This is a genomic window from Rhodococcus sp. NyZ502, assembly GCF_041464245.1.
Classification (GTDB): domain Bacteria; phylum Actinomycetota; class Actinomycetes; order Mycobacteriales; family Mycobacteriaceae; genus Rhodococcus_F; species Rhodococcus_F qingshengii.
Genome location: NZ_CP167155.1, coordinates 2,645,951 through 2,672,600, shown reverse-complemented (window position 1 = coordinate 2,672,600; position 26,650 = coordinate 2,645,951). Strand labels below are relative to the sequence as shown.

Here is a 26,650-nt window from a genome sequence, read left to right as displayed (position 1 = left end):
GACGGGGCTGCGTTCACGGCTAGGTCACCGGTATCACAGACTCGTCAGCAAGCGCGACCGAGAGCACTCCGTCGCGAATCAGCACCGGCACAGGCGCCAGGTGCTCGGAGCCGGTGCCCACCCGCGCTCCCGCCCCGTACACACTGAAGTGGGCAGAGCACGTCGGACAGGTGAGGACAGCGGCGTCTCGGGCAGGACGGCCCATCATGCGTTCGAGCACAGCCCCCGCCATCGAGTGCTCACACACCGGACAATGGTCGCGATACGCGTACAGATCGTCACCGGAGCGGCAGACCAACAGATCGGTGCCCGACACGCGGAAGCCCGCGACCTCTCCCACCTCGACTTCGGCGAATTCGGGGACCTCCACCCAGTGCGTACCTCCCCCGTCGGCGTGAACGTGCGAGAACAGGGACTCGACCGAAATCACACCCGACTTCAGCTCGTGCGAATCCGGTGTTTCGACGTCGATTCCGGTGGTCTCGGGTGCCGCCGCCTGCACCGCGTCCTGGACCGCGGTTTCGAGGGTCACCGAGGACGAAGGGCAACTGTTACAGCTTCCGAGAAGCCGTAGTCGCACCACGCCGTCCGCCACCTCGATCAGTTCGACGTCGCCTCCGTGCGAACCGAGGTACGGACGCACGCTGTCGAGCGCAGTGCGGACGCGGGTCTCCACGTCGTGCGGGTGAAGTCCGTGCACCAGTAGCAGGCTGGACACCAGATCGTCGCGAACCATCGCATCCATCGTGGCCGGATCCGCCAGAGCGACGGTGCGTTCGAGTGCTGCGCCGTACAACTGCACGACTTCACGCACCAGTTGCTCGGCGCGATCTCTCGCCACCGGGCCTGCGCCGGCATTGGCCTGCAACAACGTCTCGATGCGCTCACCTGCTCCGCGCCAGTAGTCGGCCGATTGCTCCATCGATCACTCCCCGGTCACGGACTGCGTCGGAGAGTGCAACTTCTCCAGGGTCTTGCCACCGCCGAGATACATGTGAACACCACACGGCAGGCAGGGATCGAAACTACGCACGGTCCGCATGATGTCGATGCCCTTGAAGTGGTCTCGATCGTTCTCCTCGAAGATCGGCTGACCCTGCACGGCATCCTCGTACGGACCGGGGGTTCCGTAGCTGTCGCGCGGGCTCGCATTCCACGGTGTCGGTGGGTACGGGTGATAGTTCGCGATTTTTCCGTCACGAATCACCATGTGGTGTGAGAGAACTCCGCGGACGGCTTCGGTGAATCCGCAACCGATACCCTCGTCCGGGACCTCGAACGACTCCCACGTCTTGGTCCGGCCGGCCCGGATCTCGACAAGCGCCTTCTCGGCGAAATGAAGGGCAGCCGCGGCTGCGTATGCCTGGAAATACGTTCGCGCGCGGTTTCTTTCGAGGGTATTGCTGCCATGTTCGGGAATCTTCCACTCGAGCGAGACAGGACCCTTCAGTGCTGTTTTCGGAAGATTGATCTTCACACTGTGTCCGGTCGACTCCAGGTATCCGATGTCGACCAGGCCGGCCAGAGCGGTGCTCCACAGACGAGCCAATGCTCCCCCGCCCGTATCCAGAGCAAGGTTGTCGTTTCCGTCGAACCATCGCGGTGACATGACCCAGCTGTACTTGTCCTCGAGGTTCCGCTTCTGCGGGTGAGGGTTGGTGTGCTGATTCCACGGGTGCCGGCGATCGACCGGGTTACCCAGCGGATCGGTTTTGACGAACATCTCCTGATCACTCCAGTCCTCGTAATACGAGGAGCCCAGCATGATTCGGATACCGAGGTTGATGTCCACCAGATCCGTGGTGACCAACTTTCCGTCGACAACCACACCGGGAGTGACAAACATCTTCCGGCCCCAGTCGGTCATGTCCTTGTAGGAGAAATTGCAGTACTCGGGGTCTTGGAACGATCCCCAACAACCCAGCAGGGTCCGCCGCAGGCCAACCTGTTCGTAACCCGGCAGCGCCTGGTAGAAGAAGTCGAACAGGTCGTCGTGCATCGGCACGACCTTCTTCATGAATTCGACGTACCGCATCAGCCGCGACATGTAGTCCGTCATCAGTTCGATCGTCGCGACGGTGCCGACGCCGCCGGGATAGAGCGTCGACGGGTGAACGTGCCTGCCCTCCATCAAGCAGAACATTTCGCGAGTCGAACGCGAGACTTGCAACGCTTCGCGATAGAACTCACCCGTGAACGGATTGAGAGTCCGCATGATGTCCGCGATCGTGCGATACCCGTGCTGCTCCTCGTGCGGGCAGCGCGTGTTCTCTGCCTGCGCCAGCACACCGGGATTCGTCTCGGAGACCATCTTCTCGCAGTAGTCGACGGCGACAAGATTCTCTTGAAAGATGTTGTGGTCGAACATGTACTCGGCGGCCTCACCGAGATTGACGATCCACTCGCCCAGATGCGGCGGCTTGACGCCGTACGCCATGTTCTGTGCGTAGCACGAGCATGTGGCGTGATTGTCACCGCAGATGCCGCAGATACGACTGGTGATGAAATGCGCGTCGCGCGGGTCCTTCCCCTTCATGAACAGGGAATACCCGCGAAAGATCGACGACGTGCTGTGGCACTCCACCACTTCGCGATTGGCGAAGTCGATCTTGGTGTAGATGCCCAGACTGCCGACGATTCGGGTGATGGGGTCCCACGCCATCTCGACAAGACCGTCGCGGTCTGCAGTCGAGGTGGGTTCGGGAACGATGGCCGTCATTGCAGTGCCTCCCAGAGACGTTGCTCACGAACTGATTTGAATGTATCCGGTCGGTCACCACGTACGCGTTGCACCGGTGAGTAATTTCGACCCGCGCTCGCGCCAGTGCGGTTCCTTGTCCAACGTGTGACCGGTGATCCGGCGCAGACTGTGAATCACGGACCCGTACATTCCCACCGCATTGGTGGAGAGTTTGCCGCCAGGTGGTTCATCCATGAACGGCATGAACTTGTCGGGGAACCCCGGCATCGTGCACCCGATACAGATCCCGCCGACGTTGGGACACCCGCCGACTCCGTTGATCCAACCACGTTTGGGGACATTGCATTTCACGACCGGTCCCCAACATCCGAGTTTGACGATGCACTTCGGTGACCCGTACTCCGTCGCGAACTCACCCTGCTCGTAGTACCCACCACGGTCACAGCCCTCGTGAACGGTGGCACCGAAAAGCCACTGCGGGCGCAGGGATTCGTCCAAGGGAATCATCGGCGCCTGGTCAGTGGCCATGTACAGAAGATAAGTCAGGGTCTCGGAGAGGTTGTCCGGCTGAATGGGACACCCGGGAACGCAGACGATCGGGATGCCCGCCTTCGATTTCCAGGTCCACCCGAGATAGTCCGGCACACCCATCGCACCGGTCGGATTGCCGGCCATCGCATGTATGCCGCCGTAGGTCGCACACGTACCGACCGCAACTACCGCAGTGGCTTTCGGTGCCAGCTTGTCGAGCCATTCGCTCGTGGTGACCGGTTGGCCGGTTTCGCGATTGTTCCCGAAGCCGCACCAATACCCCTCGTCGTGAAGTTTCTCGTTCGGTATCGATCCTTCGACGACAAGAACAAAGGGTTCCAGTTCTCCGCGGTCGGCTTTCCAAAACCACTCCAGGAAATCGTCAGCGCCACCCTGCGGTCCGCATTCGAAGTCGATGAGCGGCCAATGAACCGCTACCTGAGGCAGGCCGGGCAACGCGCCGAGCGCGATCTCCTCGATACTGGGTTGTGTGGCTGCAGTGAGCGCCACCGAATCTCCGTCGCAACTGAGACCGGCATTGATCCACAGCACGTGGATCAGAGTTTCTTCCGCTTTGGCCGCTGCGCTTGCGGGGGTAGCTGCGCTTTCGGAGGCAGGTTCCGCCGTGGTGCCAGCAGTCGATTTTTGTGTGTCCATGTCAGCCGCTTTCACGGGTGCACTTGCGCCTGATTCTCGGCGCCGCCACCGGCCTGACACGCTATGGCCTCAAGACTCTGTGGCCTCGAATTGCCGCGGCACCGAAACGCTGACGCCACCGGAGTCGAACCTCGGCCCACTTGCGTGGCACCCACTCATTTCATTAACTACCCGAGCAGATCAGTTGTCAACGGCCACCGGAGAAATCGCCGAACGACTACCGATCCACTCGTACCACTCGTCCATGCCCTCACCTGTCGTGGCAGACAAAACAACAACGCGCACAGCAGGATTGAGTATTCTCGCCTGCTCGACGCAGGCATCGACGTCGAACTCGACGTACGGGAGCAAGTCGATCTTGTTGATCACCACGAGGTCCGCGACAGCGAAGATGTGTGGGTACTTTTTCGGCTTGTCTGCCCCCTCCGGCGTCGAAATTAGGACAACCTTGCCTTCCTCGCCGAGGTCGAAGAGCGCGGGGCACACCAGGTTTCCGACGTTTTCGATCAGAAGCAGCGATTCTTCAGCGGGATCCAAGGCGCGCAGTGCGCGGTCGATCATCGCGGCATCGAGGTGACATCCGGCCCCGGTATTCACCTGCACCACCGACGCGCCGGTATCTCGGATCCGCTCGGCGTCGAGCCGGGTTTCCTGGTCACCTTCGATCACGGCTATCGGTCGCTGACATCCGAGCTCCCGGATAGTTCGCGCCAGCAATGTCGTCTTCCCCGCGCCGGGGGAACTCATGATGTTGAGCGCCGTGATTCGGCGGTTCCGCATCCACTGACGATTGTGAACCGCAATGCCGTCGTTCTTGGCGAGCACCTGCTGCTCGAGAATCACGGTGTGGTCGGGGTGGCCGCGCTCATGGTCATGCTCGTGACCGTGCCCATGACCGTGCCCATGATCGTCGTGTTCCTGCTCGTGTTCTCCGTCTGCGACTACCGACACCCGAGGTCCTGTGGTGTCCCCGCACCCACACGTCGCGCACATGCTCAGCTCACTTCCATCGACAGGATCCGTAACTCTCGGCCGGCAAGCACCTCGACATCAGCACTGCCGCATTCACACAGCAAGAACATGTCGGGCGGCGAGAACATCACGCCGCAGCTTTTGCATCGCGCGCTGGTTGCAATCTCATCGATGTGCAAGCTGGCACCTTCGGCGTGAGTACCCGCGGTGACGACGTCGAAGCAGAACAGCAGAGAGTGTGGAACCACCGCGCAGAGTTGCCCTACTTCAAGCCGCACGCTCGATACTCGTCGCTCGCCGGCACGCTCACACACGGCTTCGACCACACTCTGCGCAATGGACAGCTCGTGCACGGTGAAACCCACGATTCGTGATCCGGAAACCTCCCTTCCACGATAAGCACCAACGGTCGCTGTGCGTAACCCGTACACGAAAACAGGCTGCGATCCGCAACTAATTGCGGATCGCAGCCTGTGACAGCGTTATTCGTGTGACGAACGCCGGCGAGAAGGATTACGGGTTCGGAACCGGCACCTTCGTCGTCGTGGTCGTCGACGTCACTGTCGTAGTCGGGGGCGCCGTCGTTGCATCCGTTCCCGCTACCGGTGTGGTCGGAACTGTCGACGTCGGCGTCACTGCCGCCGAACCCGTCGGAGTGGCAACCGCTCCCGATGTGACCGACGCCGATCCTGCCGCAGGCACCTGTGACGTGGTTGCGGGCGCTCCAGCAGATCCCGTGGAGCCAGTGGTCCCGGCCGGTGCCTGACCGGTTCCGGTGCCTTCAGCCACCGCGGCGTCGCCCTCAGCATTGCCGTCAGCCATGTAGGCATCGACAGCAGCACTGATCTGTTCCGGGGTCGGCTTCGCAGTTGTGTCGACGGGCTTTCCTTCCTTCGCCTGCTGGGCGAGGTAGGTGAGCCAGGCCGCTGCGTACTCAGCTGAAGTCAACGGCTTGCCGTTGGCCGCATCCGCATCTCGCCAGTAATCGAAGTGGTGTCCGACGTCTGGAGCGAGTGTCTGCTGGTAGGGGTCGCTCAAGATCACGGGAATCGTGTTCTGGTTGGTAGCAATCAGACCGACGATCTCCTTGAAAAGCTTCTGCGGCAGATATGCCAGCGGAGACACCTTGTCGGTGGACACCGTCTCGCCCTCGGCTACCGGCGCCGGCGCGGGTGTTTTTCCGGGCTTGTACTCCGGATCCGAGACCTTGAGCATCACCTGAAGGAATGTCTCGTCACTCTGCATCCAGTTGGGATTGGACGAAATGTCTGCGAACGCCTCGAAGACGATCTGGCCGAACACCACCGCGACGTCCTGACCGGTGGCCGGGTTCAGACCCTGCGCTTCGAGTTGGTCGATGTTCAACTGCCGACCGACATTTGCCGCCAAGATCAACAGAGAGATGTTGCTGGGAGCCGAGCAGGTGAAGTCACCGTCCGAGCAGAAGGACGCGACCTTGCCGTTCAGCTTGCCGAAACCTCCGGCAGTGCCGGGGAGTACACCTTCGCCAGGTGTCGCGGAGGTGCCGTTCTGGTACTTCGTATTGAAGTTATCCGGGTTCGTGAACGGATTCTTGGCACCGAGGAACGTACCGTCGCCCGCTTCACGGCCTGCATCCGCCAGCATGACCACACCGACAACCTTGTCCGGGTCGACCCCGAACTCGTTGTTCTCCTGCGTACCGATGTCCATCGCGACGCGACGCACCACATCGGCGCCTTCGCTGTACCCGACGATCGAGAACTGAGTCTTCGGGCATTCCTTGGCGATGGCACTCATCACGGACTGCGTATTTGCAGCGCCGGCAGCGACGGCATCCTCGTAGGACGCCATGTTGGCCGGGTACGCGATGTACACAGCCGCGTACGAGCCGGGCTTGTTCGCGTTGACGGAGCCTGCCGGGTTGATCACCTGGTCGACGCGTTCACTCTTGTAGTCACCGGACAGGGCGGCCGGCAGCGGCTTCCCGTCGGCTCCCAGCAACATCTTCACCGTCGAAGCGTCCGGTGTGTCGTGTCGACCGGCAACCGCGATGCTGACCATGTCGTGACACTCGGTGACCGACGACGTCAATTGTGTCTCGATCGTGCGTGACTCCGGAGAGTCCACAGCGACCGCAACCGCGACCAGTGCGGCCACGCCGAGCGCTGCGGGCGCTACTGCACCCGCCAGTATTCGATGTCGCGAAAAGAACCCACGAACCGGCATATCTTCTCCCCAATCAGCTTTTGGAAAACGTACGACCGACCCCCGGGGCGTCACGCAACGTCATTCGAGTAGTCGTCCAGTACGAGAGGAGCGTTACAACGGGTAACGATTTTCCGTGGCGACTCGGGAGGGAATCGGGAGCGCAAACGCCTCATTTCCGCTGCATAACACCGACGTGCTCCTACTCCGCGTCGAAGATAATGACCTGTCGGATTGCTTTTCCGTCGGCGAGTTCGTCCATACCCGAATTGATGTCGGCCAATTCGATTCGCGAGGAAATGAGCTTCTCGACCGGCAGCTTCCCGTCGCGCCACAACTGCGCGTAGATCGGGATGTCGCGGGACGGGACCGCAGATCCCAGGTAGCTGCCGATAATGGTCCGCGCTTCGGCGACCAGTCCGAGAGGTGAGATCGACGAGCGCGCGTCAGGCGCCGGCAACCCGACCGTGACGGTCGTGCCACCCGCTGCCGTCGCAGCCACCGCTGTCTCGAAGGCCCGAGCATTTCCCGCGGCCTCGACGACGATGTCTGCGCGAACGCCACTCTCGGACAGGCCGGACGGTGTGAAGACCTCGGTCGCGCCCCGTTCCAGCGCCTGAGCCAGCTTGGATTCCAGTGCGTCGACACCGATGACGTTCTCGACCCCGAGTGCCCTCGCCGTCAGGATTGCGGCCATCCCGACGCCACCCAAGCCGACCACCATCACGGTGTCTGCCGGGCGAGGCTTCGCCGCGTTGAGGAGCGCTCCCCCACCGGTCAACACCGCACAACCGAGTACGGCTGCAATTTCGGCCGGGATGTCGTCGTCGACGGGAACAACCGACTTGGCGTTGACCACAGCATGCGTCGCGAAACCCGAAACACCGAGATGATGTTTGACGTTCTCGCCGGAGCGCCGCAGTCGATGCGCGCCGCCGAGCAAACTGCCGTCGTTGTTGGCAGCGCTACCCACCGTGCAAGGCATCCGGCCGTCAGTGGCGCATCCCGCACATTCACCGCACCGCGGAAGAAAAGTCATCACGACGCGGGTGCCCACCGACAACGAATCAACTCCGTCGCCGAGTTCGATGATTCGACCTGCCGCCTCATGGCCCAACAACATCGGCACGGGTCGTACCCGATTGCCGTCGACCACGGAGAGGTCGGAGTGACAAAGCCCGGCAGCTTCGATCTTGACCAGGATCTCACCCGGGCCCGGGGATTCGAGGTCGAGTTCCGAAATCGAAATCGGAGTCGACTCTGCGAAGGGACGCTTCCGGCCGATCTCTTCGAGCACTGCACCACGGATCTTCAACTGCACACCCCGATTTCGATAGTTCGAACTACTTGCCCACGATCCCGCGTACCGACGCGGGGAGGTCACGAACCCGCTTGTACGGACCCACGACGGCGGCTGCAAACGGCCTCGTCAAGAGCACCTGCGCCACCTCGAGCACCTCTTCGGAGGTGACTGCGTCGATGGTCGCGAGCGTCTGCGCAACACTGCGATGGTTGCCGTAGTTCAGTTCGCTGCGACCGATACGGTTCATGCGTGAGCCTGAATCTTCCAGTGCCAGAACCAATCCGCCGCGCAGCGATCCCTTGGCGCGGGCGATCTCGGCATCGGTGATTCCGTCCGTCGCCACGTTCGCGAGTACCTCGCGGATAACCGTGGCAACCTCCCCGAGGTTCTCCGGCTGGCAACCTGCATACACGGAGAACGCTCCGCTGTCCGCGAAGGTGTCGACGCCGGAATAGACGGAGTACGCCAGCCCGCGCTTCTCCCGAATCTCTTGGAACAGACGAGAACTCAGCCCACCGCCCACTGCGGCGTTGAGCACCGACAGCGCCCAGCGATGGCCCTCGTGCCGGCCGAACGCGCGTACCCCGAGCGCAAGGTGGACCTGCTCGCTGTCGCGGTGGGTCAAGCTCAGTTCAGGCATCGTTCGCAAACGCAGAGTGCCTTCGCGCCGCGGCGCCGGCTTGACCCCGCGCTCGAGATGTCCGGCAAATGCACGGCGAGCGAGCGTCACAACCTGCTTGTGGTCGACGTTTCCCGCTACGGCCAGCACCATCCGCTGCGGTGTGTAACGCCGAACATGGAAGGAATGCAACTGATTGCGCGACATCGACTCGATCGATTCGACGCTACCGATGATCGGACGGCCGACAGGATGATCGCCGAACAACGCGGTCAGGAACGCGTCGCCGAGCAAGTCTTCCGGATCGTCGTCACGCATCGCGATCTCTTCGAGCACTACTTGCCGCTCGACATCGACGTCCGCGGTTCTGCAACGCCCTCGCAGCACGACGTCGGCGACAAGGTCAACCGCCATCGGAAGGTCGTCGTCGATCACGTGCGCGTAGAAACAGGTGTGTTCCTTCGACGTGAATGCATTGAGTTCGCCGCCCACACCATCCATTACCTGCGCGATGTCCAACGCCGTCCGTGACGGCGTCGACTTGAACAGCAGGTGCTCGAGAAAATGCGCGGCACCGGCCACACTCGGCTGCTCGTCGCGCGAGCCGACTCCGACCCACACACCGACGGAGGCGGAACGCACACCGGGAATGAACTCGGTGACGACGCGCAGGCCGCCGGGAAGGACCGTACGCTGTACTCCGGATTCGGGAGTCGCATCGATCGGCGATTTCAGCACAGCGCTGCGGCTGCGCGTGGTGTTGGGAGTGGTCTTTGCCATGAAAAGGTTCAGCAGTCCTCGGTGCAAGTGGTCAATCAGGTATCTACAGGCTCTGTGTCTACAGACAGTACAGATGCGGCCCCGCACGGAAATCCGCGCGGGGCCGCATCAGAGTACGAAGTGAGATCTACTCGGAAGCAGCCTCGTCGGCGGCCGGAGCGGCAGCCTCGTCGTTGCCCTCTTCGACCGGGATCAGCGAGATCTTGCCGCGAGCATCGATGTCGGCGATCTCGACGCGGATCTTGGATCCGACGTTGACCACGTCTTCGACCTTGGCAATGCGCTTACCGCTGCCCAGCTTCGAGATGTGCACCAGTCCGTCGCGTCCCGGCAGGAGCGAAACGAAGGCACCGAAGGCGGTGGTCTTGACGACCGTGCCCAGGAACCGCTCGCCGACCTTGGGGAGCTGCGGGTTGGCAATGGCGTTGATCATGTCGATCGCGGCCTGTGCAGACGGTCCATCGGTGGCGCCGACGAACACGGTGCCGTCGTCTTCGATGGAGATGTTGGCACCGGTCTGCTCGGTGATGGAGTTGATCATCTTGCCCTTGGGGCCGATGACCTCACCGATCTTGTCGACGGGGACCTTGATGGCCGTCACGCGGGGAGCGAACGGGCTCATCTCGTCCGGGGTGTCGATGGCTTCCGCCATGACCTCGAGGATCGTGGTCCGTGCGTCCTTGGCCTGCGAGAGTGCACCGGCAAGGACCTGCGACGGGATGCCGTCGAGCTTCGTGTCCAGCTGCAGGGCCGTGACGAAGTCCTTGGTACCTGCGACCTTGAAGTCCATGTCGCCGAAGGCGTCTTCGGCGCCGAGGATGTCGGTCAGCGCGACGTAGCGGGTTTCGCCGTCGACCTGGTCGGAAACCAGACCCATGGCGATACCGGCAACCGGAGCGCGAAGCGGCACACCGGCGTTGAGCAGTGCGAGCGTGGACGCGCACACCGAGCCCATCGAGGTGGAACCGTTGGAGCTCAGAGCCTCGGAGACCTGGCGAATCGCGTAAGGGAACTCTTCGACGCTGGGCAGAACCGGCATGAGAGCGCGCTCGGCGAGTGCACCGTGACCGATTTCGCGACGCTTCGGCGAACCGACGCGGCCCGTCTCACCGGTGGAGTACGGCGGGAAGTTGTAATGATGCATGTAGCGCTTGGTGGTCTCGGGACCGAGCGAGTCGACCTGCTGAGCCATCTTCACCATGTCGAGAGTGGTCACACCCAGGATCTGGGTCTCGCCACGCTCGAACAGTGCGGAGCCGTGTGCGCGCGGGATGATCGCAACCTCGGCGGACAGCGAACGGATGTCCGTGACGCCGCGGCCGTCGATGCGGAACTGATCGCGCAGGATGCGCTGGCGAACCAGCTTCTTGGTGAGCGAGCGGAACGCTGCTCCCAGTTCCTTCTCGCGGCCTTCGAAGTTGGGTGCAACCTGCTCGAGAACCTCGACCTTGACCTCGTCGGTCTTGTCGTCGCGTTCCTGCTTGCCGGCGATTGTCAGTGCGGCATTGAGCTTTTCGGACGCAGCAGCCTCGACGGCAGCAAAAACGTCGTCCTGGTACGCCGGGAAGACCGGGTAGTCACCCGTGGGCTTTGCAGCCTTGGATGCAAGTGCTGCCTGTGCAGCGCACAGGCGTGCGATGAACGGCTTGGCGGCCTCGAGGCCCTCGGCGACAATGGCCTCGGTCGGTGCCTGAGCGCCGTCGGCGATCTTCGCGATGACGTTGTCGGTGGCCTCGGCCTCGACCATCATGATCGCGACGTCGGCGTTGTCACCGCTACCGGAAACGACGCGGCCGGCGACGACCATGTCGAAGACGGCGTTCTCGAGCTGATCGACCGTCGGGAATGCAACCCACTGGCCGGTCTTGTTCTCGTCCGAGACGATGAGTGCAACGCGCACGCCACCGACGGGTCCGGAGAACGGCAGGCCCGCGATCTGCGTCGACGCGGAAGCGGCGTTGATGGCCACGACGTCGTACAGATCCTGCGGGTTGAGGCTCATGACCGTGACGACGACCTGGATCTCGTTACGGAGACCGTCGACGAAGGACGGGCGCAGCGGCCGGTCGATGAGGCGGCAAGTCAGGATCGCGTCGGTGGAGGGGCGTCCCTCACGACGGAAGAACGAACCGGGGATGCGGCCCGCTGCGTACATACGCTCTTCGACGTCCACCGTCAGGGGGAAGAAGTCGAAGTGCTCCTTGGGGTGCTTGCTGGCGCTCGTGGCGGACAGCAGCATGGTCTCGTCGTCCAGGTAAGCAACGACGGCGCCGGCGGCCTGCTGAGCAAGGCGTCCGGTCTCGAAACGGATGGTGCGGGTACCGAAGGACCCGTTGTCGATCACGGCGGTGGATTCGAACACGCCTTCGTCGACCTCTACTACGGAATTCTCTGTCATTCTTTTCTCTTCACTTCCCTCTCGTCTTCGCCGTACCCGCGCGGGCGCTTCCACCCTCCTGGTGGAAACTGCGCACCGAGGGACGTCCCCCTCTTGAATTGCAGACGCTCCTTGCGATGCGAGCGATTTCTGCTTCGGGACGTCACGACGTTCGGGCGGCCGTCGATCGAAGTCCGCCGGAGCTTTCGGGCACTTGCCCGTTCCGGAGAACCACTACCGACAACCGACACCACGTTCTCTGGTGCATACGGTGTGCTGGCTGCGCACTGCACAACTGCGCATAAACAACTGCGCATAGACAACTGTGCATAGCGCCGACAGCGGAAACTGCCTTGCGGCAGCTAACGCCGAAAGCCAGCGAAGCCCAGTATATGCGTGGCTTCGCCGGCTGACGGAGTGTTCGGCAAACCGAAGCATGCCGTGTTGCTTTCGATCAGCGTCGTGAGAAAAATCTAGCGACGCAGGCCGAGACGCTCGATGAGCGTGCGGTAGCGAGCGACGTCGGTCTTTGCCACGTACTTCAGCAGACGACGACGGCGACCGACCATCAAGAGCAGTCCACGACGCGAGTGGTGGTCATGCTTGTGGGTCTTGAGGTGCTCGGTGAGATCGGTGATGCGCTTGGTGAGCATTGCCACCTGAGCTTCAGGCGATCCCGTGTCGGTCTCGTGCAAGCCGTACTCGCCGAGAACGGCCTTCTTTTCTTCCGTGGTCAATGCCACTTGCATTCACTCCTGTGATGACGTTTGCGTGAAAGGAACTAGATCGGGCGCGGCCACCGCAAACCGCAGCACGCACCGAGAGAAGATCCTACCAGCAGCAATGAGGCGCTCTCGCCCACCTGGAGCGAATGTGGCGGCCGCCACTGACACAGGAGGAACTCAACCGACGCTACGTTCTGCATCCTCACTCAGAATCCGGCGTGCGCGTTCGACATCTCGGTTCATCGCCGTGATGAGCGACTCGATCGAGTCGAACTTCTCCATACCGCGAATCCGCGAAACCAGGTCGACCGCGACGTGTTGTCCGTACAGGTCTGCTTCGGTGTCGAGAACGTATGCCTCGACGGTTCGGGTCCGGCCGGAGAAGGTCGGATTGGTACCCACAGATACCGCGGCTTGGTATCGGCGACCGGGAACGACGGTTCCGAGTTCCTCGCCGGCACCGAGCACCGTGAACCACGCCGCGTACACGCCGTCGGCCGGAATCGCCGAAAACATCGGCGGTGCAACGTTGGCCGTCGGGAACCCCAACTCGCGTCCACGCTTGTCACCGTGGACGACCACACCTTCGACACGATGTGGACGGCCCAGAGCTTCGGTAGCCGCTTCCATGTCGCCTGCGTCGACGCACGAGCGGATGTAGGTCGACGAGAACGTCACCGCATGCTCGGCGAGCAGCTGGACGCCGTCGACGGCAAAGCCGAAGCGAGCGCCCATTTCACGAAGAAGATCGACATTGCCGAGCGCCTTCTTGCCGAAGGTGAAGTTGTCCCCCACCACGACCTCGGCGACATGTAGACGTTCGACGAGAATCTCGTGGACGTAGCGCTCCGGCGTCAGCTTCATGAAATCAGCGGTGAACGGCATCACGCAGAACACGTCGATGCCCAGATCCTGAGCCAATTCCGCACGCCGTTGCAGCGTCGTCAACTGGGCTGGATGACTACCCGGCCGCACAACCTCCATGGGATGCGGGTCGAACGTCATCAACACGCTCGGAACACCACGTTTGCGGGCAGCGGTAACCGCTCTCGCTATCAATTGGGCATGCCCACGATGCACACCGTCGAACACACCGATAGTGAGCACACAACGACCCCAATCGGCCGGAACTTCGTCGAGACCACGCCATCTCAGCACGATTGGCAGCCTACGGGTCCACCGGCGGCGGGTCACGTTCGGACCCGCCCAGCGAATCACCGCTGTGCTGCCGCTCACGTACGGAAGTTCCGGATTTCGTAGCCTAAGCTAAGCGTTGTGGCAGCTCACAAGACCGGAACCTCGGAAGCATCATCGACGTCGGACGGCGACAGCACTTCGGCGCACGACGCGGCAATCGACACGCTCGCACTCTCGTCGGTGGCCCAGGACTACCTCAAGGTCATCTGGACTATCCAGGAATGGTCCCACGAGCGGGTTTCCACCAAGCTCCTGTCCGAGAAAATGAGCGTCTCGGCCTCGACGGTCTCCGAGGCGATCCGCAAACTCTCGGACCAGGGCCTGGTCGATCACGCCCGCTACGGATCCATCGCCCTGACCGACAGCGGCCGCGCCGCCGCCGTCTCCATGGTCCGGCGCCACCGGTTGATCGAGACCTATCTGGTTCAGGAACTCGGATACGGCTGGGACGAAGTCCACGACGAGGCCGAAGTCCTCGAACACGCCGTTTCCGATCTGATGATCTCGCGGATGGACGCCAAACTGGGCTTCCCCGAACGTGACCCGCACGGTGATCCCATTCCCGCCACCGACGGTTCGGTGCCGACTCCCCCGGCCCGCCAGCTCAGCGACTTCGCCAACGGTGAGCGGGGCCGCGTTGCCCGGATCTCCGATTCCGATCCCGAAATGCTCCGGTACTTCGATTCCGTCGGCGTCAGTCTCGATGTCGAGATCACCGTCGAGGAGCGCCGCGATTTCGCCGGGACAGTGTCCGTTCGACTCGGCGACAGCCCCAACACCATCGACTTGGGAAGTCCAGTCGCTCAAGCAATTTGGCTCGTCTAGCCGAGGTAGTCAAAGCGGCAGTCGGTATCGGCGTTCCACGGGCCGGACGCCGTCGGTCCGGGTCCAGTCGGCGAGCCTCTCGTCGACGTACACCCACCCTCGACGCTCGTACAGTGCGATCGCCGGCAGAGCGTCGTCGACGACGTCGAGCACCAGTTCCAACCGACTCTCGGCTGCGAAATCCGTCACGGCGTCGAGTAGCGCATCGCTGAGGCCGTTTCCACGTGAGCCAGGATGAACGAACAATCGCGACACGGCTATCGATCCCGCGGTTCTGGGCGCACCTGCGACCTCGATGTCGACGGCCACATGACCGACAACACGATCGTCACTCTCACCGACCCACGCCTTCACCACCGTGGGCGAACTGAGCCAGCGGCGCGGGTGTTCCGGCCACGTGTTCGGATATCCGTCGCACTCGTGGACCTGTACCAGCGCATCGACGCACCCGTCGAGGTCGCCGTCGACACGCTCACGGACGATCACCCGCGAAGCGTTGCCGGTCGCACGACCATCACCGAACTGGCGCGTCGACCCTTTTCCTGCAGGAGCGCAATCGTGTGACCGGTGGGATCGATCGCCGCACAGATCCCTTTCATCCCGATCGGCTCGAGCCAGCGCCCTTGGCTGATCGCCTCGGCTTCCTCCGCCGTGATCTGCCGATGCGGAAAGGCTGTCTGCGCGGCCTGATCGATGTCGAGGCTCACACCCGGCTGATCCGCGAGATCTTCGAGCGTGCGCGCATGTTCGAGAGTGAACGGCCCGACGCGGGTGCGGCGCAATGCCGTCAAATGACCGCCGACGCCCAATTCACGACCGAGGTCGCGGGCAAGCGAGCGGATGTACGTACCGGACGAGCACTCCACGTCGACGTCCAGATCGACGAAGCCACCCGGGACATCTCGCCGAGCCAGAACCTCGAAAGTCGACACCGTTACCGGGCGCGGCGCCAGCTCGACGGTTTCTCCCGCACGCACCAGAGCATGTGCGCGCTGACCGTCCACCTTGATAGCGCTCACGCTTGCCGGGATCTGCTTGATGTCCCCGGTCAGCGTGGCCACGATCGCCGCGATCTCCGCGTCCGTCACCTGCGAAGCGTCTGCGGAGGTCAGGACCTCCCCCTCGGCATCGTCCGTGTCCGTCGCTGCCCCGAGGCGAATGGTCGCCGAGTACGCCTTGGTTGTCAGCGCCAGGAGTCCGAGCAACTTGGTCGCACGCTCGACGCCGAGAACGAGAACACCGGTCGCCATGGGATCCAGCGTCCCGGCGTGTCCCACCTTCCGGGTGTTCAACAACTTGCGGCACCGAGCGACCACGTCGTGGCTGGTGATACCCGCCTCTTTGTCGACAATCAGAATTCCGGCGCCGACAAGACCGGAGGAAGGCTTTTCACGAGCTGACACGTGTGCCGATTCTGCCAGTCGCGCTCACTGCACCGAAATTGCCGTCAGGATGAGTCCGTCCGACACCAACCACCTGCCGTCGAAAGAGGTGAGCGGCGGACCGGACGTCGCCTCACCGGGGACCAGCAGACGCGAGTTGAAAGTGCCGGACGTTTCCGACTCCGCCTCGAACGTGATGTGGGCGTCCTCGAAACCCAACCAGCGCCCGGTGAGTGGAAACCACGCCTTGTACGTGGCTTCCTTCGCGCAGAAGAGCACTCGATCCCAGTGCACCGGACCGCCGGTTTCCTGAGTGTCCAACCACGTTCGTTCCGCCTCGATGCTGACCGCGGGCAATACCCCGTCCGGCAGCGGGCCGTGCGGTTCGGCGTCGATACCGAGTGAGCGGACCTGCATGGAGTACGCCAGGACAGCGCCGCGGTAGCCGTCGCAATGGGCGAGGCTCCCGACCACTCCCTGCGGCCAGAGCGGCGCACCACGCTCACCGCGCATGACAGCGGCAGACGGAACACCGAGCTTGCCCATCGCCTGACGCGCAAGGTGCCGGGTGGTCACGAACTCACGACGACGCTTCTCGACCGCGCGGCCGATCAACGCTTCCTCACTGGGGTGCGGAACCAGACCGGGCGGATCGACGAAGGCCTCGGCCGTCGCAACTCCACCGGGAAGAATCTGTTCGATCACGTAGCGATACCTCTCAGCGTGCGGCGCGCATGCGCTCGACTTCGGCTTCCTGCTCCGGCGTGACCTTGAAGTGGCCACCCCACTTGTTGAGCGTTCCCGGCGGGTACTCCGGAACGGGAAGAATCTGACGCAACAACTTCTCCGGCAGTCCACGCCGACGCCACTCGCGCGGGTATCCGAGTGAGACTTCCTCGAAGCGGACGCCGTCGTAGTACGTGGTTCGAGGGATGTGCAGGTGCCCGTACACCGAGCACACCGCGTTGTACTTCACGTGCCAGTCGGCGGTAGCGGTGGTTCCGCACCACAGTGCGAACTCCGGATACATGAGCACGTCCGTCGGCTGCCGGACCATCGGGAAATGGTTCACGAGAACGGTTCTTGTGCCTTCGGGAAGCGCATCCAACCGCGCCTGGGTGTACTCGATCCTCGCCCGGCACCATGCGTCGCGCGTCGCATACGGCTGCGGTGAGAGTAGGAACTCGTCGGTGGCGACGACGTTCTTGTCACGCGCGATCTCGAGCCCGTGTTCCTTGTCTCGCGCACCTTCCGGCAGGAAGGAGTAGTCGTAGAGAAGAAACATCGGGACGACCGTGACCGGTCCCTCGTCTCCCTCCCACACCGGGAACGGGTCCTCGGGTGTGATGACGTCGAGTTCGCGGCACATGTTGACCAGGTACTCGTAGCGCGGCGCTCCGTGAATCTGAACCGGATCCTTGGCGGTCGTCCACAGTTCGTGATTGCCCGGAATCCAGATGACCTTTGCGAATCGGCTGCGAAGGAGCTTCAACGCCCACCGAATGTCGTCAGTTTTCTCGGAAACATCTCCGGCGAGAATGAGCCAGTCGTCAGGCGAATCCGGGAACAGTTCCTCCGTCATCGGCTTGTTGCCGTTGTGACCGACATGAATGTCGCTCACCGCCATCAGCTTTGCTGCCACGATCCCTCTGCTTCCTCAGTTGAACTTCCGCGCTTCGCCGTCGCCGGACCTGTCACTGCCCACTTGCCGGAAAACGCTCGCCACGACACCGCGACCATCCGAAGTACTACGAACACGGTAAGCCCTGCCCAAATTCCGGCGAGCCCCCAGTCGTAGGCGAGAGAGAGCCAGATCGCGGGCAGAAACCCGAGAACTGCGCACAGCATGGTCGCGTTGCGCAGAAACACCACGTCCCCGGCGCCGAGTAGAACACCGTCGAGTGCGAAGACGATTCCCGCCACCGGCATGATCGCGACGAAGAACCACCATGCGATCGACATCTGACCGAGCACCTCGGCGTCGGACGTGAAGAGTCCGGGGACCACGGAGTGGCCGGCGGCGAAGAAGATCGCGAGCACCACGGCAAATACCGTCGACCAAGCGGTGATCCGCCAGGTCATCTTTTTCGCCGCGGCTGCGAATCCACCGCCTAGCGCCGCTCCGATCAGCGTCTGAGCTGCGATCGCCAAGGAATCGAGAAGGAGCGAAACCAGGTTCCACAGTTGGAGGACAACTTGGTGGGCACCGACTACAGCCGCACCGAACCTCGACGCCACTGCAGCCGCGGAAACGAAACACGCTTGGAATGCGAGGCTGCGCAGAATCAGGTCACGGCCCATCAGCATCTGCGCCCGCATGATCGCAAAATGTGGTCGAGCCGAAACCGGTTCACGAAAGAGCGCCCAGGCGAACAGCACACCCGAAACACTCTGGCCCACCAGATTCGCAACAGCTGATCCTTCGAGTTCCAGACGCGGAGCACCGAGCAAGCCGTGCACCAGAATCGGACACAACACCGCCGAAATACCCAGGCCGACAAGGACGAACCGCAGCGGTCGCACCGTGTTCTGAACCCCGCGCATCCAGCCGTTGCCGGCCAGGGCCACCAGGATGAGCGGAACACCCAACACCGCTATCCGGAGCCAACTTTCCGCAGCCGCGGCGATGTCGGGAGTCCCGGCCACCGCCGAAGTCAGCGGGCCGGCGATCACCTGCACGATCACGACCAAGGCCAAGCCGATCGCGGCCGCCAGCCAGGTCGCCTGAACACCCTCGCCCACCGCATCACGCTCGCGGCCCGCCCCGTGAAGCCGTGCGGCCCGCGCCGTGGTGCCGTACGACAAGAAGGTCAGCTGCGTACTCACCAACGACAGGATCAGACCACCGACTGCCAACCCGGCCAGCGGGAGTGCCCCGAGTCGGCCGACCACGGCGATGTCGAACAACAGATAGAGGGGTTCGGCTGCCAGCACCCCGAGTGCCGGAAACGCCAGGGAAAAGATTCGTCGCCCAGTGACGTCGAAATCAGCTGCCGAAGATCCCGCCGATGTGGCGTCAGATTCGCTCAATGCCGCGGATTCAGCCGAGTGCCGCGACGAGCGCGGCAACAATCTCGTCGCTGGAACTGGTCGACGTGTATCCGGCCGACAGCCGATGTCCGCCGCCACCAAGACTTTCAGCGACCGCCGACACGTCGATCGCCGACTTTGCACGCAACGAGATCGACCAGCTTCCGGAAACCGACTCTTTGAGTACTGCGGCAACTTCGGCTTCCGAAGTGGTTCGCACGATATCGACGACGCTCTCGATCTCCTCGGAGCGAAGATCGCCGATGTCACTGCGTCGGATGACCGCGTACACCAGCCCACGGCCGTCCGCGGCTTCCGGGACCAGCACCGCGGACCCGAGTACCGAAGCCAGCATCGGCAACCACCCGAATGGATGGGTGTCGAGCAGCTTTCGCGCAATCGCGTCGCCGTCGATGCCGGTCGCCAGCAAACGCGCCGCGAGCACGTGCGGAAGCGGACCTCCCCACCGGAAGGAGCCGGTGTCGGTGACCAGTCCGGCATAGAGACAGTGCGCGATATCGCGATCGATCGCGACTCCCCACGCATCGAAGAATCGTGCGATGAGTGCCGTCGTCGAGGCCGCGGTTTCGTCGACGACGTTGATGCTTCCGAATTCGGAATTGGAGCGATGGTGATCAAGGACGATCGTGCGATTCGCGCCGGCGAGTCGACTCGACAACTCACCGAGACGGCCCTCGCTGCCGACATCCACCGTCACCAGTACATCGACACTTTCCCGAACATCAGTGGGCGCCACGAGCAAGTGGAGACCGGGGAAATCGCGCATCGACTCGGGCAGCGCCGACGGCCGACTGAACGCGACCTGCACCGAAATGCCCCGACGCTCGAGAACGAGACCGAGCGCAAGTCCGCTGCCGATCGTGTCCGCATCCGGCTGCACATGGCAGAGAATTGTCACCGTGTGTGCCGATTCGAGAACCTCGGCCACCTGAGCGAACTTCGCCTCGCAGGGGTCGACGTCCGAAAGTGCGGTGATCGTCATTCTCGGTGCGCGTCAGTCGGCTTCACGAACATCTGGCGACGCCTCGTCTTCGTCCGAAGCCACTCGCGGCTCCTTGTACGGATCTGCATCTCCGGCCGGCTGTGCATTCTCACGCGCCTTGGCGACCTCGTCGTCGGCGGCCTTGGCACGGGCCAGCAGTTCTTCCATATGACGCGCGGTGTCGGGAACGGTATCGGCGACAAACGTCAGAGTCGGTGTGAAGCGAACTCCGGTTCCGGCACCGACCTTCGAGCGCAGAACACCCTTGGCCTTCTCGAGACCTGCGGCGGCGGCTTCCACATCGGGTGCGGAATCGACCTTCTCGCCCATGACTGTGTAGTACACCGTCGCGTCGTGCAGATCGTTGGTGACCTTGGTGTCCGTGATGGTCACGAATGCGAGTCGCGGATCCTTGATCTCGTGATCGATCGCCGTCGCGACGATGGTTCCAATACGCTTTGCCAACTTGCGTGCCCGGGCTGGATCTACCATGACTGTCAGTCTCCTCTACCTGGCCACTCGAATCGAGGTGACTCGATCGATCAAAGTTCTGGTTAACAAGAATTATTACCGACAACAGTCTCGTCCATCGGCTACCCGGCAACCAAATCACCATCGGTAGAGATCAGTTGTCGCATGTGTCGAGCGTGAGCACAAACACCGCCACAGTTGGTCCCGAAGCCACCGAATCCCTTGCCGACGAACTCGATTCGTTACGGCGTCTGGAAGAGTGGCTCATCGACACCGCCCGATGACGCTCAGTCTTCCGGGCCGAAAATTCGCCTTCGCACAGCCAGCAACTGAATCTCCGGACGCTCGGCGACCGCCCGCTCACAATGATCGAGAACGTCGTGCAGGTGATCGACGGACGAACTGACCACACCGACGCCCACGAGCGCACGACGCAGGCGTCCCTGCTCCCCCGCCTCCGCTGCACTCACACCGAATCGACGGAGTTCCGTCAGGATCGGCGACAGCATCGAACGCTTTTCCTTGAGTGAGTGGACATCGCCGAAAAGGATGTCGAACTCCAGTGCCCCTACAAACATTTTCCCCCTATACAGAGCCGAATGGACTCTCTCGGACTTGTATGTTCAAGTCCGAGAGAGTCCATGTCAGCTAGTACTCACGTGCGTCCGCCCCAACGCCCGTGTCGACATAATCAGTCGCGCGGCTTCTCGCGAAGCTCGTAGCACTCGAGAACGTCACCGATCTTGATATCGGAATAGGTGACGGTCAAACCACATTCGTAGCCTTCGCGAACCTCGGTAGCGTCTTCCTTCTCCCGCTTGAGCGAGGAGATGGTGACCGTCTCGGCGATGACCTTGCTGTCGCGGATGAGACGTGCCTTGGCGTTGCGACGGATGCTGCCTGAGGTGACCAAGCAACCGGCAATGTTGCCGATCTTGGACGAACGGAACATGGCGCGGATCTCTGCCTTGCCCAGCTCGACCTCTTCGTACACCGGCTTGAGCAGACCCTTGAGTGCCTTCTCGACCTCGTCGATGGCCTGGTAGATCACCGAGTAGTAGCGAATGTCGACGCCCTCGCGGTTCGCCAGCTCCGTTGCCTTGCCTTCGGCGCGGACGTTGAAGCCGATGATGATCGCGTTGGACGCAGCAGCCAGGTTGACGTTGGTCTCCGTGATGCCACCGACACCGCGGTCGATGACGCGCAACTGCACCTCGTCGTCGATCGGAATTCCGAGGAGAGCCTCTTCGAGGGCCTCCACGGTTCCCGAGTTGTCACCCTTGAGGATCAAGTTCAGCTGTGAATGTTCCTTCAGAGCTGCATCGAGATCGTCGAGGCTGATGCGCTTACGACTCTTCGCTGCAAGCGCGTTGCGCTTACGTGCGTTGCGACGGTCCGCGATCTGACGAGCGATACGGTCCTCGTCGACCACGAGCAGGTTGTCGCCTGCACCGGGGACCGACGTGAAGCCGATGACCTGGACCGGACGTGAAGGCAGTGCCTCGTGGACGTCCTGACCGTGCTCGTCCACCATGCGGCGGACGCGGCCGTAAGCATCGCCGGCAACGATCGAGTCGCCGACCCGCAGCGTTCCGCGCTGAATGAGCACGGTAGCGACGGGGCCGCGGCCACGGTCGAGGTGCGCCTCGATGGCAACACCCTGAGCGTCCATGTCCGGGTTGGCCCGCAGATCCAGGGAAGCGTCGGCCGTCAACAGCACTGCTTCGAGCAGTGCGTCGATGTTGAGACCCTGCTTCGCCGAGATGTCGACGAACATGGTGTCTCCGCCGTACTCCTCGGCCACCAGTCCGTACTCGGTGAGCTGCTGCCGGATCTTGTCCGGGTTCGCGCCTTCCTTGTCGATCTTGTTCACCGCGACCACGATCGGCACGTCGGCCGCCTGGGCGTGGTTGATCGCTTCCACCGTCTGCGGCATGACGCCGTCGTCGGCTGCGACAACAAGGATCGCGAGGTCGGTGGCCTTGGCACCACGAGCACGCATGGCCGTGAAGGCCTCGTGACCGGGGGTGTCGATGAACGTCACGAGACGCTCGTTGCCCTCGAGCTCGGTCAGCACCTGGTAGGCACCGATGTGCTGCGTGATGCCGCCGGCTTCGCCCTCACGGACATTCGCCTTACGGATCACGTCGAGCAGACGGGTCTTACCGTGGTCGACGTGGCCCATGACGGTGACCACAGGCGGACGGGACTCGAGGTCCTCTTCTCCGCCGGCGTCCTCGCCGTAGGTGAGGTCGAAGCTGTCGAGCAGCTCGCGGTCCTCGTCCTCCGGGCTGACGACCTGCACGACGTAGTTCATTTCGCCGCCGAGCAGCTCCAGCGTCTCGTCGTTGACCGACTGAGTTGCCGTGACCATCTCACCGAGGTTGAACAACGCCTGCACGAGTGCTGCGGGGTTCGCATCGATCTTGTCCGCGAAGTCCGACAGCGATGCGCCGCGAGCGAGACGGATGGTCTCACCGTTGCCGCGTGGCAGCCTGACGCCGCCGACTGCGGGAGCCTGCATGCTTTCGTACTCGGCGCGCTTCGCCCGCTTCGACTTGCGTCCACGGCGAACTGCTCCCCCGGGACGACCGAATGCACCTGCCGCTGCGCCGCGCTGACCGGGACGGCCACCGCCGCCGGGACGACCGCGGAATCCACCGGCCGGAGCTGCTCCACCGGGAGCACCTGCACCAGCACCGGCGCCGGGAGCGCCGCCGCCGCGGTATCCACCGCCGCCGCCACCCGGACGACCACCGGGAGCGCCACCGGGACGACCCGGACGTCCGCCGCCACCGGGCGCGGGACGAGCGGAACGAGCAGGCATTGCACCCGGGTTCGGGCGAGGAGGCATGGAGCCGGGGCTGGGACGGGGTCCGCCCTGACCTGCAGGCGGACGGGGTCCACCCTGACCGGGAGCCGGACGGGGACCGCCCTGACCCGGAGCCGGACGAGGTCCACCCTGACCGGGAGCCGGACGGGGACCGCCCTGACCCGGAGCCGGACGAGAACCGCCCTGACCTGCGCCCGGACGCGGTGCGCCGGGAGCCGGACGAGGTGCCGGACGCTCGGCGGGTGCCGAGGAGTACGGGTTGTTACCGACGCGAGGTGCCTTCGGTCCCGGACGCGGTCCGCCGGGCTTTGCGCCGGTGGACGGTGCGGCCGGAGCCGCGGGGGCTGCCGGTGCCGACGCTGCGGGAGCAGCCGGAGCCGGACGTGCCGGCTGTGCTGGTTTCGGAGCGTTGAACGTCGGGGTGGGGACCGGCGCTGACGGCGCTGACGGTGCTGCCGGAGCAGCGGCTGCGGGAGCCGCGGGGGCTGCCGGGGCCGGAGCTGCGGGAGCAGCCGGTGCGGGTGCGGCCGGCTTGGGGCCGGGACGCGGTGCGCCAGGCTTTGCAGCCGACGGCGACGGTGCGCCGGGCTTTGCCGCGGGGCGAGCCGCCGGAGCGGCTGCGCCGGTCTCGGACTTGGTTTCTGCTCCGCCTGCCGACGGGAATGACTCCCGCAGACGACGGGCGACGGGCGCCTCCACTGTGGATGACGCAGACTTCACGAACTCGCCTTGCTCCTTGAGCGTTGCGAGTAGTTCCTTGCTGGTGACACCGAGTTCTTTAGCCAACTCGTGCACGCGGGCCTTGCCTGCCACTGCTCTCCTCACTGATGAGGTCGAGCAGGAGGCATCCCACAGATGTGGGTCCCGCACGACCTCGGGTTATCGCCGATGGACGTTCATCGTTGGTGCTTCACGGTGTGCTCATGAGTGCTTGTGCCTGTTCTTCTCGAGAGGTACTGCTTTTGTGTGAACTGCGTCGACCAGCTGGTCGACAGCGGACGTGTCCAGATTTCCGGACACTCGCAGTGCTCTGCTGAATGCTCGGCGCCGCTCTGCCAGGCTCAGACAACTCGGATCCAGGTGCAGCCATGCACCTCGACCGGGGAGTCTTCGCGATACGTCGGGGACGAGCGGGGAACCCTCCGGCCCCTGCTCACCAACCACGACCCTCAACAGATCGACAGCCGACCCTTGTTCCCTGCATCCCACACACGTTCTTACCGGCGAACCGGGTTTCACGCGCGCCGAATCCGAGGACTCACGTCGAACCATTGTCCACTCTACCGCCGAACCGTCTCGATCACTGCATTCCACCGTTATCCGTTGGACGTGGCGGGCCGGTCGGACGCGTCGCCAACGGGTGCCGCATCGCTACGAATGTCGATACGCCAACCCGTCAACCGCGCAGCCAGGCGGGCATTTTGACCCTCTTTTCCGATGGCCAACGAAAGCTGGAAATCGGGCACGATGACACGGGCCGCACGAGCCTCGGGATCGACGACAGTGACGGAGACCACTTTCGACGGGGAAAGTGCGTTGCCCACAAACGTCGCGGGATCTTCGTCGAAGTCGATGATGTCGATCTTCTCCCCCGCGAGTTCGCTCATGACGTTGCGGACGCGCTGACCCATCGGGCCGATGCATGCACCCTTTGCGTTGAGCCCCTGCACACGTGAGGCGACGGCGATCTTGGAACGATGCCCCGCTTCGCGCGCGACGTTGATGATCTCGACGCTGCCGTCCGCAATCTCTGGAACCTCGAGTGCGAACAACTTGCGAACCAGGTTCGGGTGGGTCCGCGAGAGGGTGATCTGTGGGCCGCGGGCTCCGCGAGCAACCCCGACGACATAGCACTTGATGCGCTCACCGTGCTCGTAGTTCTCGCCGGGAACCTGTTCTGCAGGCGGCAACAATCCTTCGGCGCCATTGGATTCGCTGCCGATTCGGACGACGACCATTCCGCGGGAATTCGCACGCGTGTCACGCTGAATGACACCGCCGACGATTTCACCCTCATGGGTCGAGAACTCACCGAAACTGCGCTCGTGCTCGGCGTCGCGCAGACGCTGCAGGATGACCTGGCGCGCGGTGGTGGCCGCGATGCGTCCGAATCCCTCGGGAGTGTCGTCCCACTCCTCACCGATCATGTTGCCGTCGGCATCGGTGTCGTGCGCCATCACTCGCACCGAACCGGTCTTTATGTTGACATCGATCCGAGCGTTCTGCTTGTGCCCCTCGGTGTGGCGGTACGCCGTCAGCAGCGCGGTCTGGATCGTGGCGATCACAGTTTCGATCGAGACACCTTTTTCGGCTTCGATCGCTCGCAACGCTGCAATGTCGATATTCACTTGTCGAACCCTTCTTCGTTTTCTACGTCTTCTAATTCTGCTTCGTCGTCTTCGACACTGTCCACGCCCGAGTCCTCGGTGAGGTCAACCGCATCGGAGGGAACTGCGCGCCCCTCCGGGATGCCGCCCGCGAGTTCCAACTCCGCCTCACTGGGCTTCGAGAACTCCACCTGAACTACAGCCTTCTGAACGTCGCCCAGTGCAATCTCGCGCACGGTCAGTCCGCCACGGCCACCGATGACAACTGCCACGGAATCGTCGTTCAACGTTCCGATACGGCCCACCACGGTCTCGCCGGCCAGATCGATTCGCGCTTTACGTCCGCGAGCCCGACGCCAGTGACGATCGAGCGTCAGTGGGCGATCGATTCCCGGAGAGGTCACCTCGAGGGTGTACGGCGTTTCACCGATTTCCTCGAGGGTGTCGAAAAGTTCCGAAACGAGTCTGCTGATCTCCGCGGCGGCATCGAGCTCGATCCCGGCATCGCTGTCGACCATGATGCGCACCGCGCTGTGCTTGCCCGCACTGGTCACGACAACGTCTTCGACGTCATAACCCTGGGCGTGCACGAGTTCGGAGATCAGCTCGATCACCCTCTCCCTGGATGGCACCGGCATCTCGCGAACTCCTCATTTCAGTTGTCGTCGATTGTCCGACTTGTGTCGACTGTCGACGTGGGCGGCTGCGAGCATGAAAAGACACCAGGTGC

General features: G+C 63.1%; 24 protein-coding genes. 1 reads left to right on the top strand and 23 read right to left on the bottom strand.

Annotated features, from left to right (window positions below):
- Nucleotides 1–19 precede the first annotated feature (19 nt).
- The 11 genes from ACBG85_RS12520 to ACBG85_RS12470 form a co-directional block, all read right to left on the bottom strand.
- Entirely contained in the window at nucleotides 20–922 is a 903-nt protein-coding gene (locus ACBG85_RS12520) for a NifU family protein (protein WP_030535602.1), read from the bottom strand.
- A 3-nt stretch (nucleotides 923–925) separates the two neighbouring features.
- Nucleotides 926–2,719, bottom strand: a complete 1,794-nt coding sequence (locus tag ACBG85_RS12515; RefSeq protein ID WP_063316548.1) for a nickel-dependent hydrogenase large subunit — start codon at nucleotides 2,717–2,719, stop codon at nucleotides 926–928.
- Nucleotides 2,720–2,773: 54 nt separating this feature from the next.
- Nucleotides 2,774–3,889: a NiFe hydrogenase small subunit gene (locus tag ACBG85_RS12510; RefSeq protein ID WP_007735073.1), complete on the bottom strand. Its 1,116-nt coding sequence runs from the start codon at nucleotides 3,887–3,889 to the stop codon at nucleotides 2,774–2,776.
- Between the two features lie 180 nt (nucleotides 3,890–4,069).
- Entirely contained in the window at nucleotides 4,070–4,882 is an 813-nt protein-coding gene (hypB, locus tag ACBG85_RS12505) for a hydrogenase nickel incorporation protein HypB (RefSeq protein WP_058038664.1), read from the bottom strand.
- Nucleotides 4,883–4,884: 2 nt separating this feature from the next.
- Nucleotides 4,885–5,214 carry a hydrogenase maturation nickel metallochaperone HypA gene (hypA, locus tag ACBG85_RS12500; protein ID WP_073512368.1) on the bottom strand — a complete coding sequence of 110 codons (330 nt, stop codon included), beginning with the start codon at nucleotides 5,212–5,214 and terminating at the stop codon, nucleotides 4,885–4,887.
- Nucleotides 5,215–5,374: 160 nt separating this feature from the next.
- Nucleotides 5,375–7,069: a cutinase family protein gene (locus ACBG85_RS12495; RefSeq protein ID WP_063316550.1), complete on the bottom strand. Its 1,695-nt coding sequence runs from the start codon at nucleotides 7,067–7,069 to the stop codon at nucleotides 5,375–5,377.
- Nucleotides 7,070–7,250: 181 nt separating this feature from the next.
- Nucleotides 7,251–8,363 (bottom strand): alcohol dehydrogenase catalytic domain-containing protein, encoded by a 1,113-nt coding sequence (locus ACBG85_RS12490; RefSeq protein ID WP_197487747.1) that lies wholly within the window; start codon nucleotides 8,361–8,363, stop codon nucleotides 7,251–7,253.
- A 28-nt stretch (nucleotides 8,364–8,391) separates the two neighbouring features.
- Nucleotides 8,392–9,750, bottom strand: coding sequence for a pitrilysin family protein (locus ACBG85_RS12485; protein ID WP_063316552.1), 1,359 nt, complete (start codon nucleotides 9,748–9,750; stop codon nucleotides 8,392–8,394).
- Between the two features lie 127 nt (nucleotides 9,751–9,877).
- Entirely contained in the window at nucleotides 9,878–12,148 is a 2,271-nt protein-coding gene (locus ACBG85_RS12480; RefSeq protein ID WP_003942275.1) for a polyribonucleotide nucleotidyltransferase, read from the bottom strand.
- 452 nt (nucleotides 12,149–12,600) lie between these two features.
- Nucleotides 12,601–12,870, bottom strand: a complete 270-nt coding sequence (gene rpsO / locus ACBG85_RS12475; protein ID WP_007735061.1) for a 30S ribosomal protein S15 — start codon at nucleotides 12,868–12,870, stop codon at nucleotides 12,601–12,603.
- 159 nt (nucleotides 12,871–13,029) lie between these two features.
- Nucleotides 13,030–14,010 (bottom strand): bifunctional riboflavin kinase/FAD synthetase, encoded by a 981-nt coding sequence (locus ACBG85_RS12470; RefSeq protein ID WP_003942148.1) that lies wholly within the window; start codon nucleotides 14,008–14,010, stop codon nucleotides 13,030–13,032.
- A 117-nt stretch (nucleotides 14,011–14,127) separates the two neighbouring features.
- Here ACBG85_RS12470 and ACBG85_RS12465 point away from each other — a divergent pair, with 117 nt between their 5' ends.
- Nucleotides 14,128–14,874: a metal-dependent transcriptional regulator gene (locus tag ACBG85_RS12465; RefSeq protein WP_030535607.1), complete on the top strand. Its 747-nt coding sequence runs from the start codon at nucleotides 14,128–14,130 to the stop codon at nucleotides 14,872–14,874.
- 9 nt (nucleotides 14,875–14,883) lie between these two features.
- On the opposite strand, the gene ACBG85_RS12460 is transcribed toward ACBG85_RS12465, so the two are convergent.
- The 12 genes from ACBG85_RS12460 to rimP all read right to left on the bottom strand — a co-directional run bounded on the left by ACBG85_RS12460 (nucleotide 14,884) and on the right by rimP (nucleotide 26,558).
- Nucleotides 14,884–15,360, bottom strand: a complete 477-nt coding sequence (locus tag ACBG85_RS12460) for a GNAT family N-acetyltransferase (protein ID WP_372027608.1) — start codon at nucleotides 15,358–15,360, stop codon at nucleotides 14,884–14,886.
- The gene (gene truB / locus ACBG85_RS12455) at nucleotides 15,357–16,277 is read right to left on the bottom strand and encodes a tRNA pseudouridine(55) synthase TruB (RefSeq protein WP_020907442.1); all 921 of its coding nucleotides are present in this window, start codon (nucleotides 16,275–16,277) and stop codon (nucleotides 15,357–15,359) included. Before truB ends, ACBG85_RS12460 begins: the two co-directional genes overlap by 4 nt.
- 24 nt (nucleotides 16,278–16,301) lie before the next feature.
- Complete coding sequence (locus ACBG85_RS12450; RefSeq protein WP_003942126.1) at nucleotides 16,302–16,961, bottom strand: 4'-phosphopantetheinyl transferase; 660 nt, start codon at nucleotides 16,959–16,961, stop codon at nucleotides 16,302–16,304.
- Nucleotides 16,962–16,974: 13 nt separating this feature from the next.
- The gene (locus ACBG85_RS12445) at nucleotides 16,975–17,898 is read right to left on the bottom strand and encodes a metallophosphoesterase (RefSeq protein WP_007735051.1); all 924 of its coding nucleotides are present in this window, start codon (nucleotides 17,896–17,898) and stop codon (nucleotides 16,975–16,977) included.
- Nucleotides 17,883–19,286 carry an MATE family efflux transporter gene (locus ACBG85_RS12440; protein ID WP_257216619.1) on the bottom strand — a complete coding sequence of 468 codons (1,404 nt, stop codon included), beginning with the start codon at nucleotides 19,284–19,286 and terminating at the stop codon, nucleotides 17,883–17,885. The genes ACBG85_RS12445 and ACBG85_RS12440 overlap by 16 nt, the downstream gene beginning before the upstream one ends.
- 10 nt (nucleotides 19,287–19,296) lie before the next feature.
- A complete protein-coding gene (locus tag ACBG85_RS12435; protein WP_058038657.1) occupies nucleotides 19,297–20,289 on the bottom strand; it encodes a bifunctional oligoribonuclease/PAP phosphatase NrnA in 993 nt (330 codons plus the stop codon).
- Between the two features lie 12 nt (nucleotides 20,290–20,301).
- On the bottom strand, nucleotides 20,302–20,781 hold the full coding sequence (gene rbfA, locus ACBG85_RS12430; RefSeq protein ID WP_003942248.1) for a 30S ribosome-binding factor RbfA: 480 nt from the start codon (nucleotides 20,779–20,781) through the stop codon (nucleotides 20,302–20,304).
- 266 nt (nucleotides 20,782–21,047) lie between these two features.
- Nucleotides 21,048–21,338: a DUF503 domain-containing protein gene (locus tag ACBG85_RS12425; RefSeq protein WP_003942205.1), complete on the bottom strand. Its 291-nt coding sequence runs from the start codon at nucleotides 21,336–21,338 to the stop codon at nucleotides 21,048–21,050.
- 113 nt (nucleotides 21,339–21,451) lie between these two features.
- Nucleotides 21,452–24,406 (bottom strand): translation initiation factor IF-2, encoded by a 2,955-nt coding sequence (infB, locus tag ACBG85_RS12420; protein ID WP_058038656.1) that lies wholly within the window; start codon nucleotides 24,404–24,406, stop codon nucleotides 21,452–21,454.
- A gap of 108 nt (nucleotides 24,407–24,514) precedes the next feature.
- Nucleotides 24,515–24,865, bottom strand: coding sequence for a YlxR family protein (locus tag ACBG85_RS12415; protein ID WP_019748063.1), 351 nt, complete (start codon nucleotides 24,863–24,865; stop codon nucleotides 24,515–24,517).
- Nucleotides 24,866–24,909: 44 nt separating this feature from the next.
- Nucleotides 24,910–25,941, bottom strand: a complete 1,032-nt coding sequence (gene nusA / locus ACBG85_RS12410; protein WP_003942738.1) for a transcription termination factor NusA — start codon at nucleotides 25,939–25,941, stop codon at nucleotides 24,910–24,912.
- Nucleotides 25,938–26,558, bottom strand: a complete 621-nt coding sequence (gene rimP / locus ACBG85_RS12405) for a ribosome maturation factor RimP (RefSeq protein ID WP_003942795.1) — start codon at nucleotides 26,556–26,558, stop codon at nucleotides 25,938–25,940. Before rimP ends, nusA begins: the two co-directional genes overlap by 4 nt.
- Nucleotides 26,559–26,650: the final 92 nt, after the last annotated feature.

Coding starts and splice junctions, on each gene's coding strand:
- ACBG85_RS12520 (WP_030535602.1), bottom strand. CDS start 922: ATGGAGCAATCGGCCGACTACTGGCGCGGAGCAGGTGAGCGCATCGAG.
- ACBG85_RS12515 (WP_063316548.1), bottom strand. CDS start 2,719: ATGACGGCCATCGTTCCCGAACCCACCTCGACTGCAGACCGCGACGGT.
- ACBG85_RS12510 (WP_007735073.1), bottom strand. CDS start 3,889: ATGGACACACAAAAATCGACTGCTGGCACCACGGCGGAACCTGCCTCC.
- hypB (WP_058038664.1), bottom strand. CDS start 4,882: ATGTGCGCGACGTGTGGGTGCGGGGACACCACAGGACCTCGGGTGTCG.
- ACBG85_RS12495 (WP_063316550.1), bottom strand. CDS start 7,069: ATGCCGGTTCGTGGGTTCTTTTCGCGACATCGAATACTGGCGGGTGCA.
- ACBG85_RS12485 (WP_063316552.1), bottom strand. CDS start 9,750: ATGGCAAAGACCACTCCCAACACCACGCGCAGCCGCAGCGCTGTGCTG.
- ACBG85_RS12480 (WP_003942275.1), bottom strand. CDS start 12,148: ATGACAGAGAATTCCGTAGTAGAGGTCGACGAAGGCGTGTTCGAATCC.
- ACBG85_RS12435 (WP_058038657.1), bottom strand. CDS start 20,289: ATGACGATCACCGCACTTTCGGACGTCGACCCCTGCGAGGCGAAGTTC.
- rbfA (WP_003942248.1), bottom strand. CDS start 20,781: ATGGTAGATCCAGCCCGGGCACGCAAGTTGGCAAAGCGTATTGGAACC.
- ACBG85_RS12425 (WP_003942205.1), bottom strand. CDS start 21,338: ATGTTTGTAGGGGCACTGGAGTTCGACATCCTTTTCGGCGATGTCCAC.
- ACBG85_RS12415 (WP_019748063.1), bottom strand. CDS start 24,865: ATGGTTCGACGTGAGTCCTCGGATTCGGCGCGCGTGAAACCCGGTTCG.
- rimP (WP_003942795.1), bottom strand. CDS start 26,558: ATGCCGGTGCCATCCAGGGAGAGGGTGATCGAGCTGATCTCCGAACTC.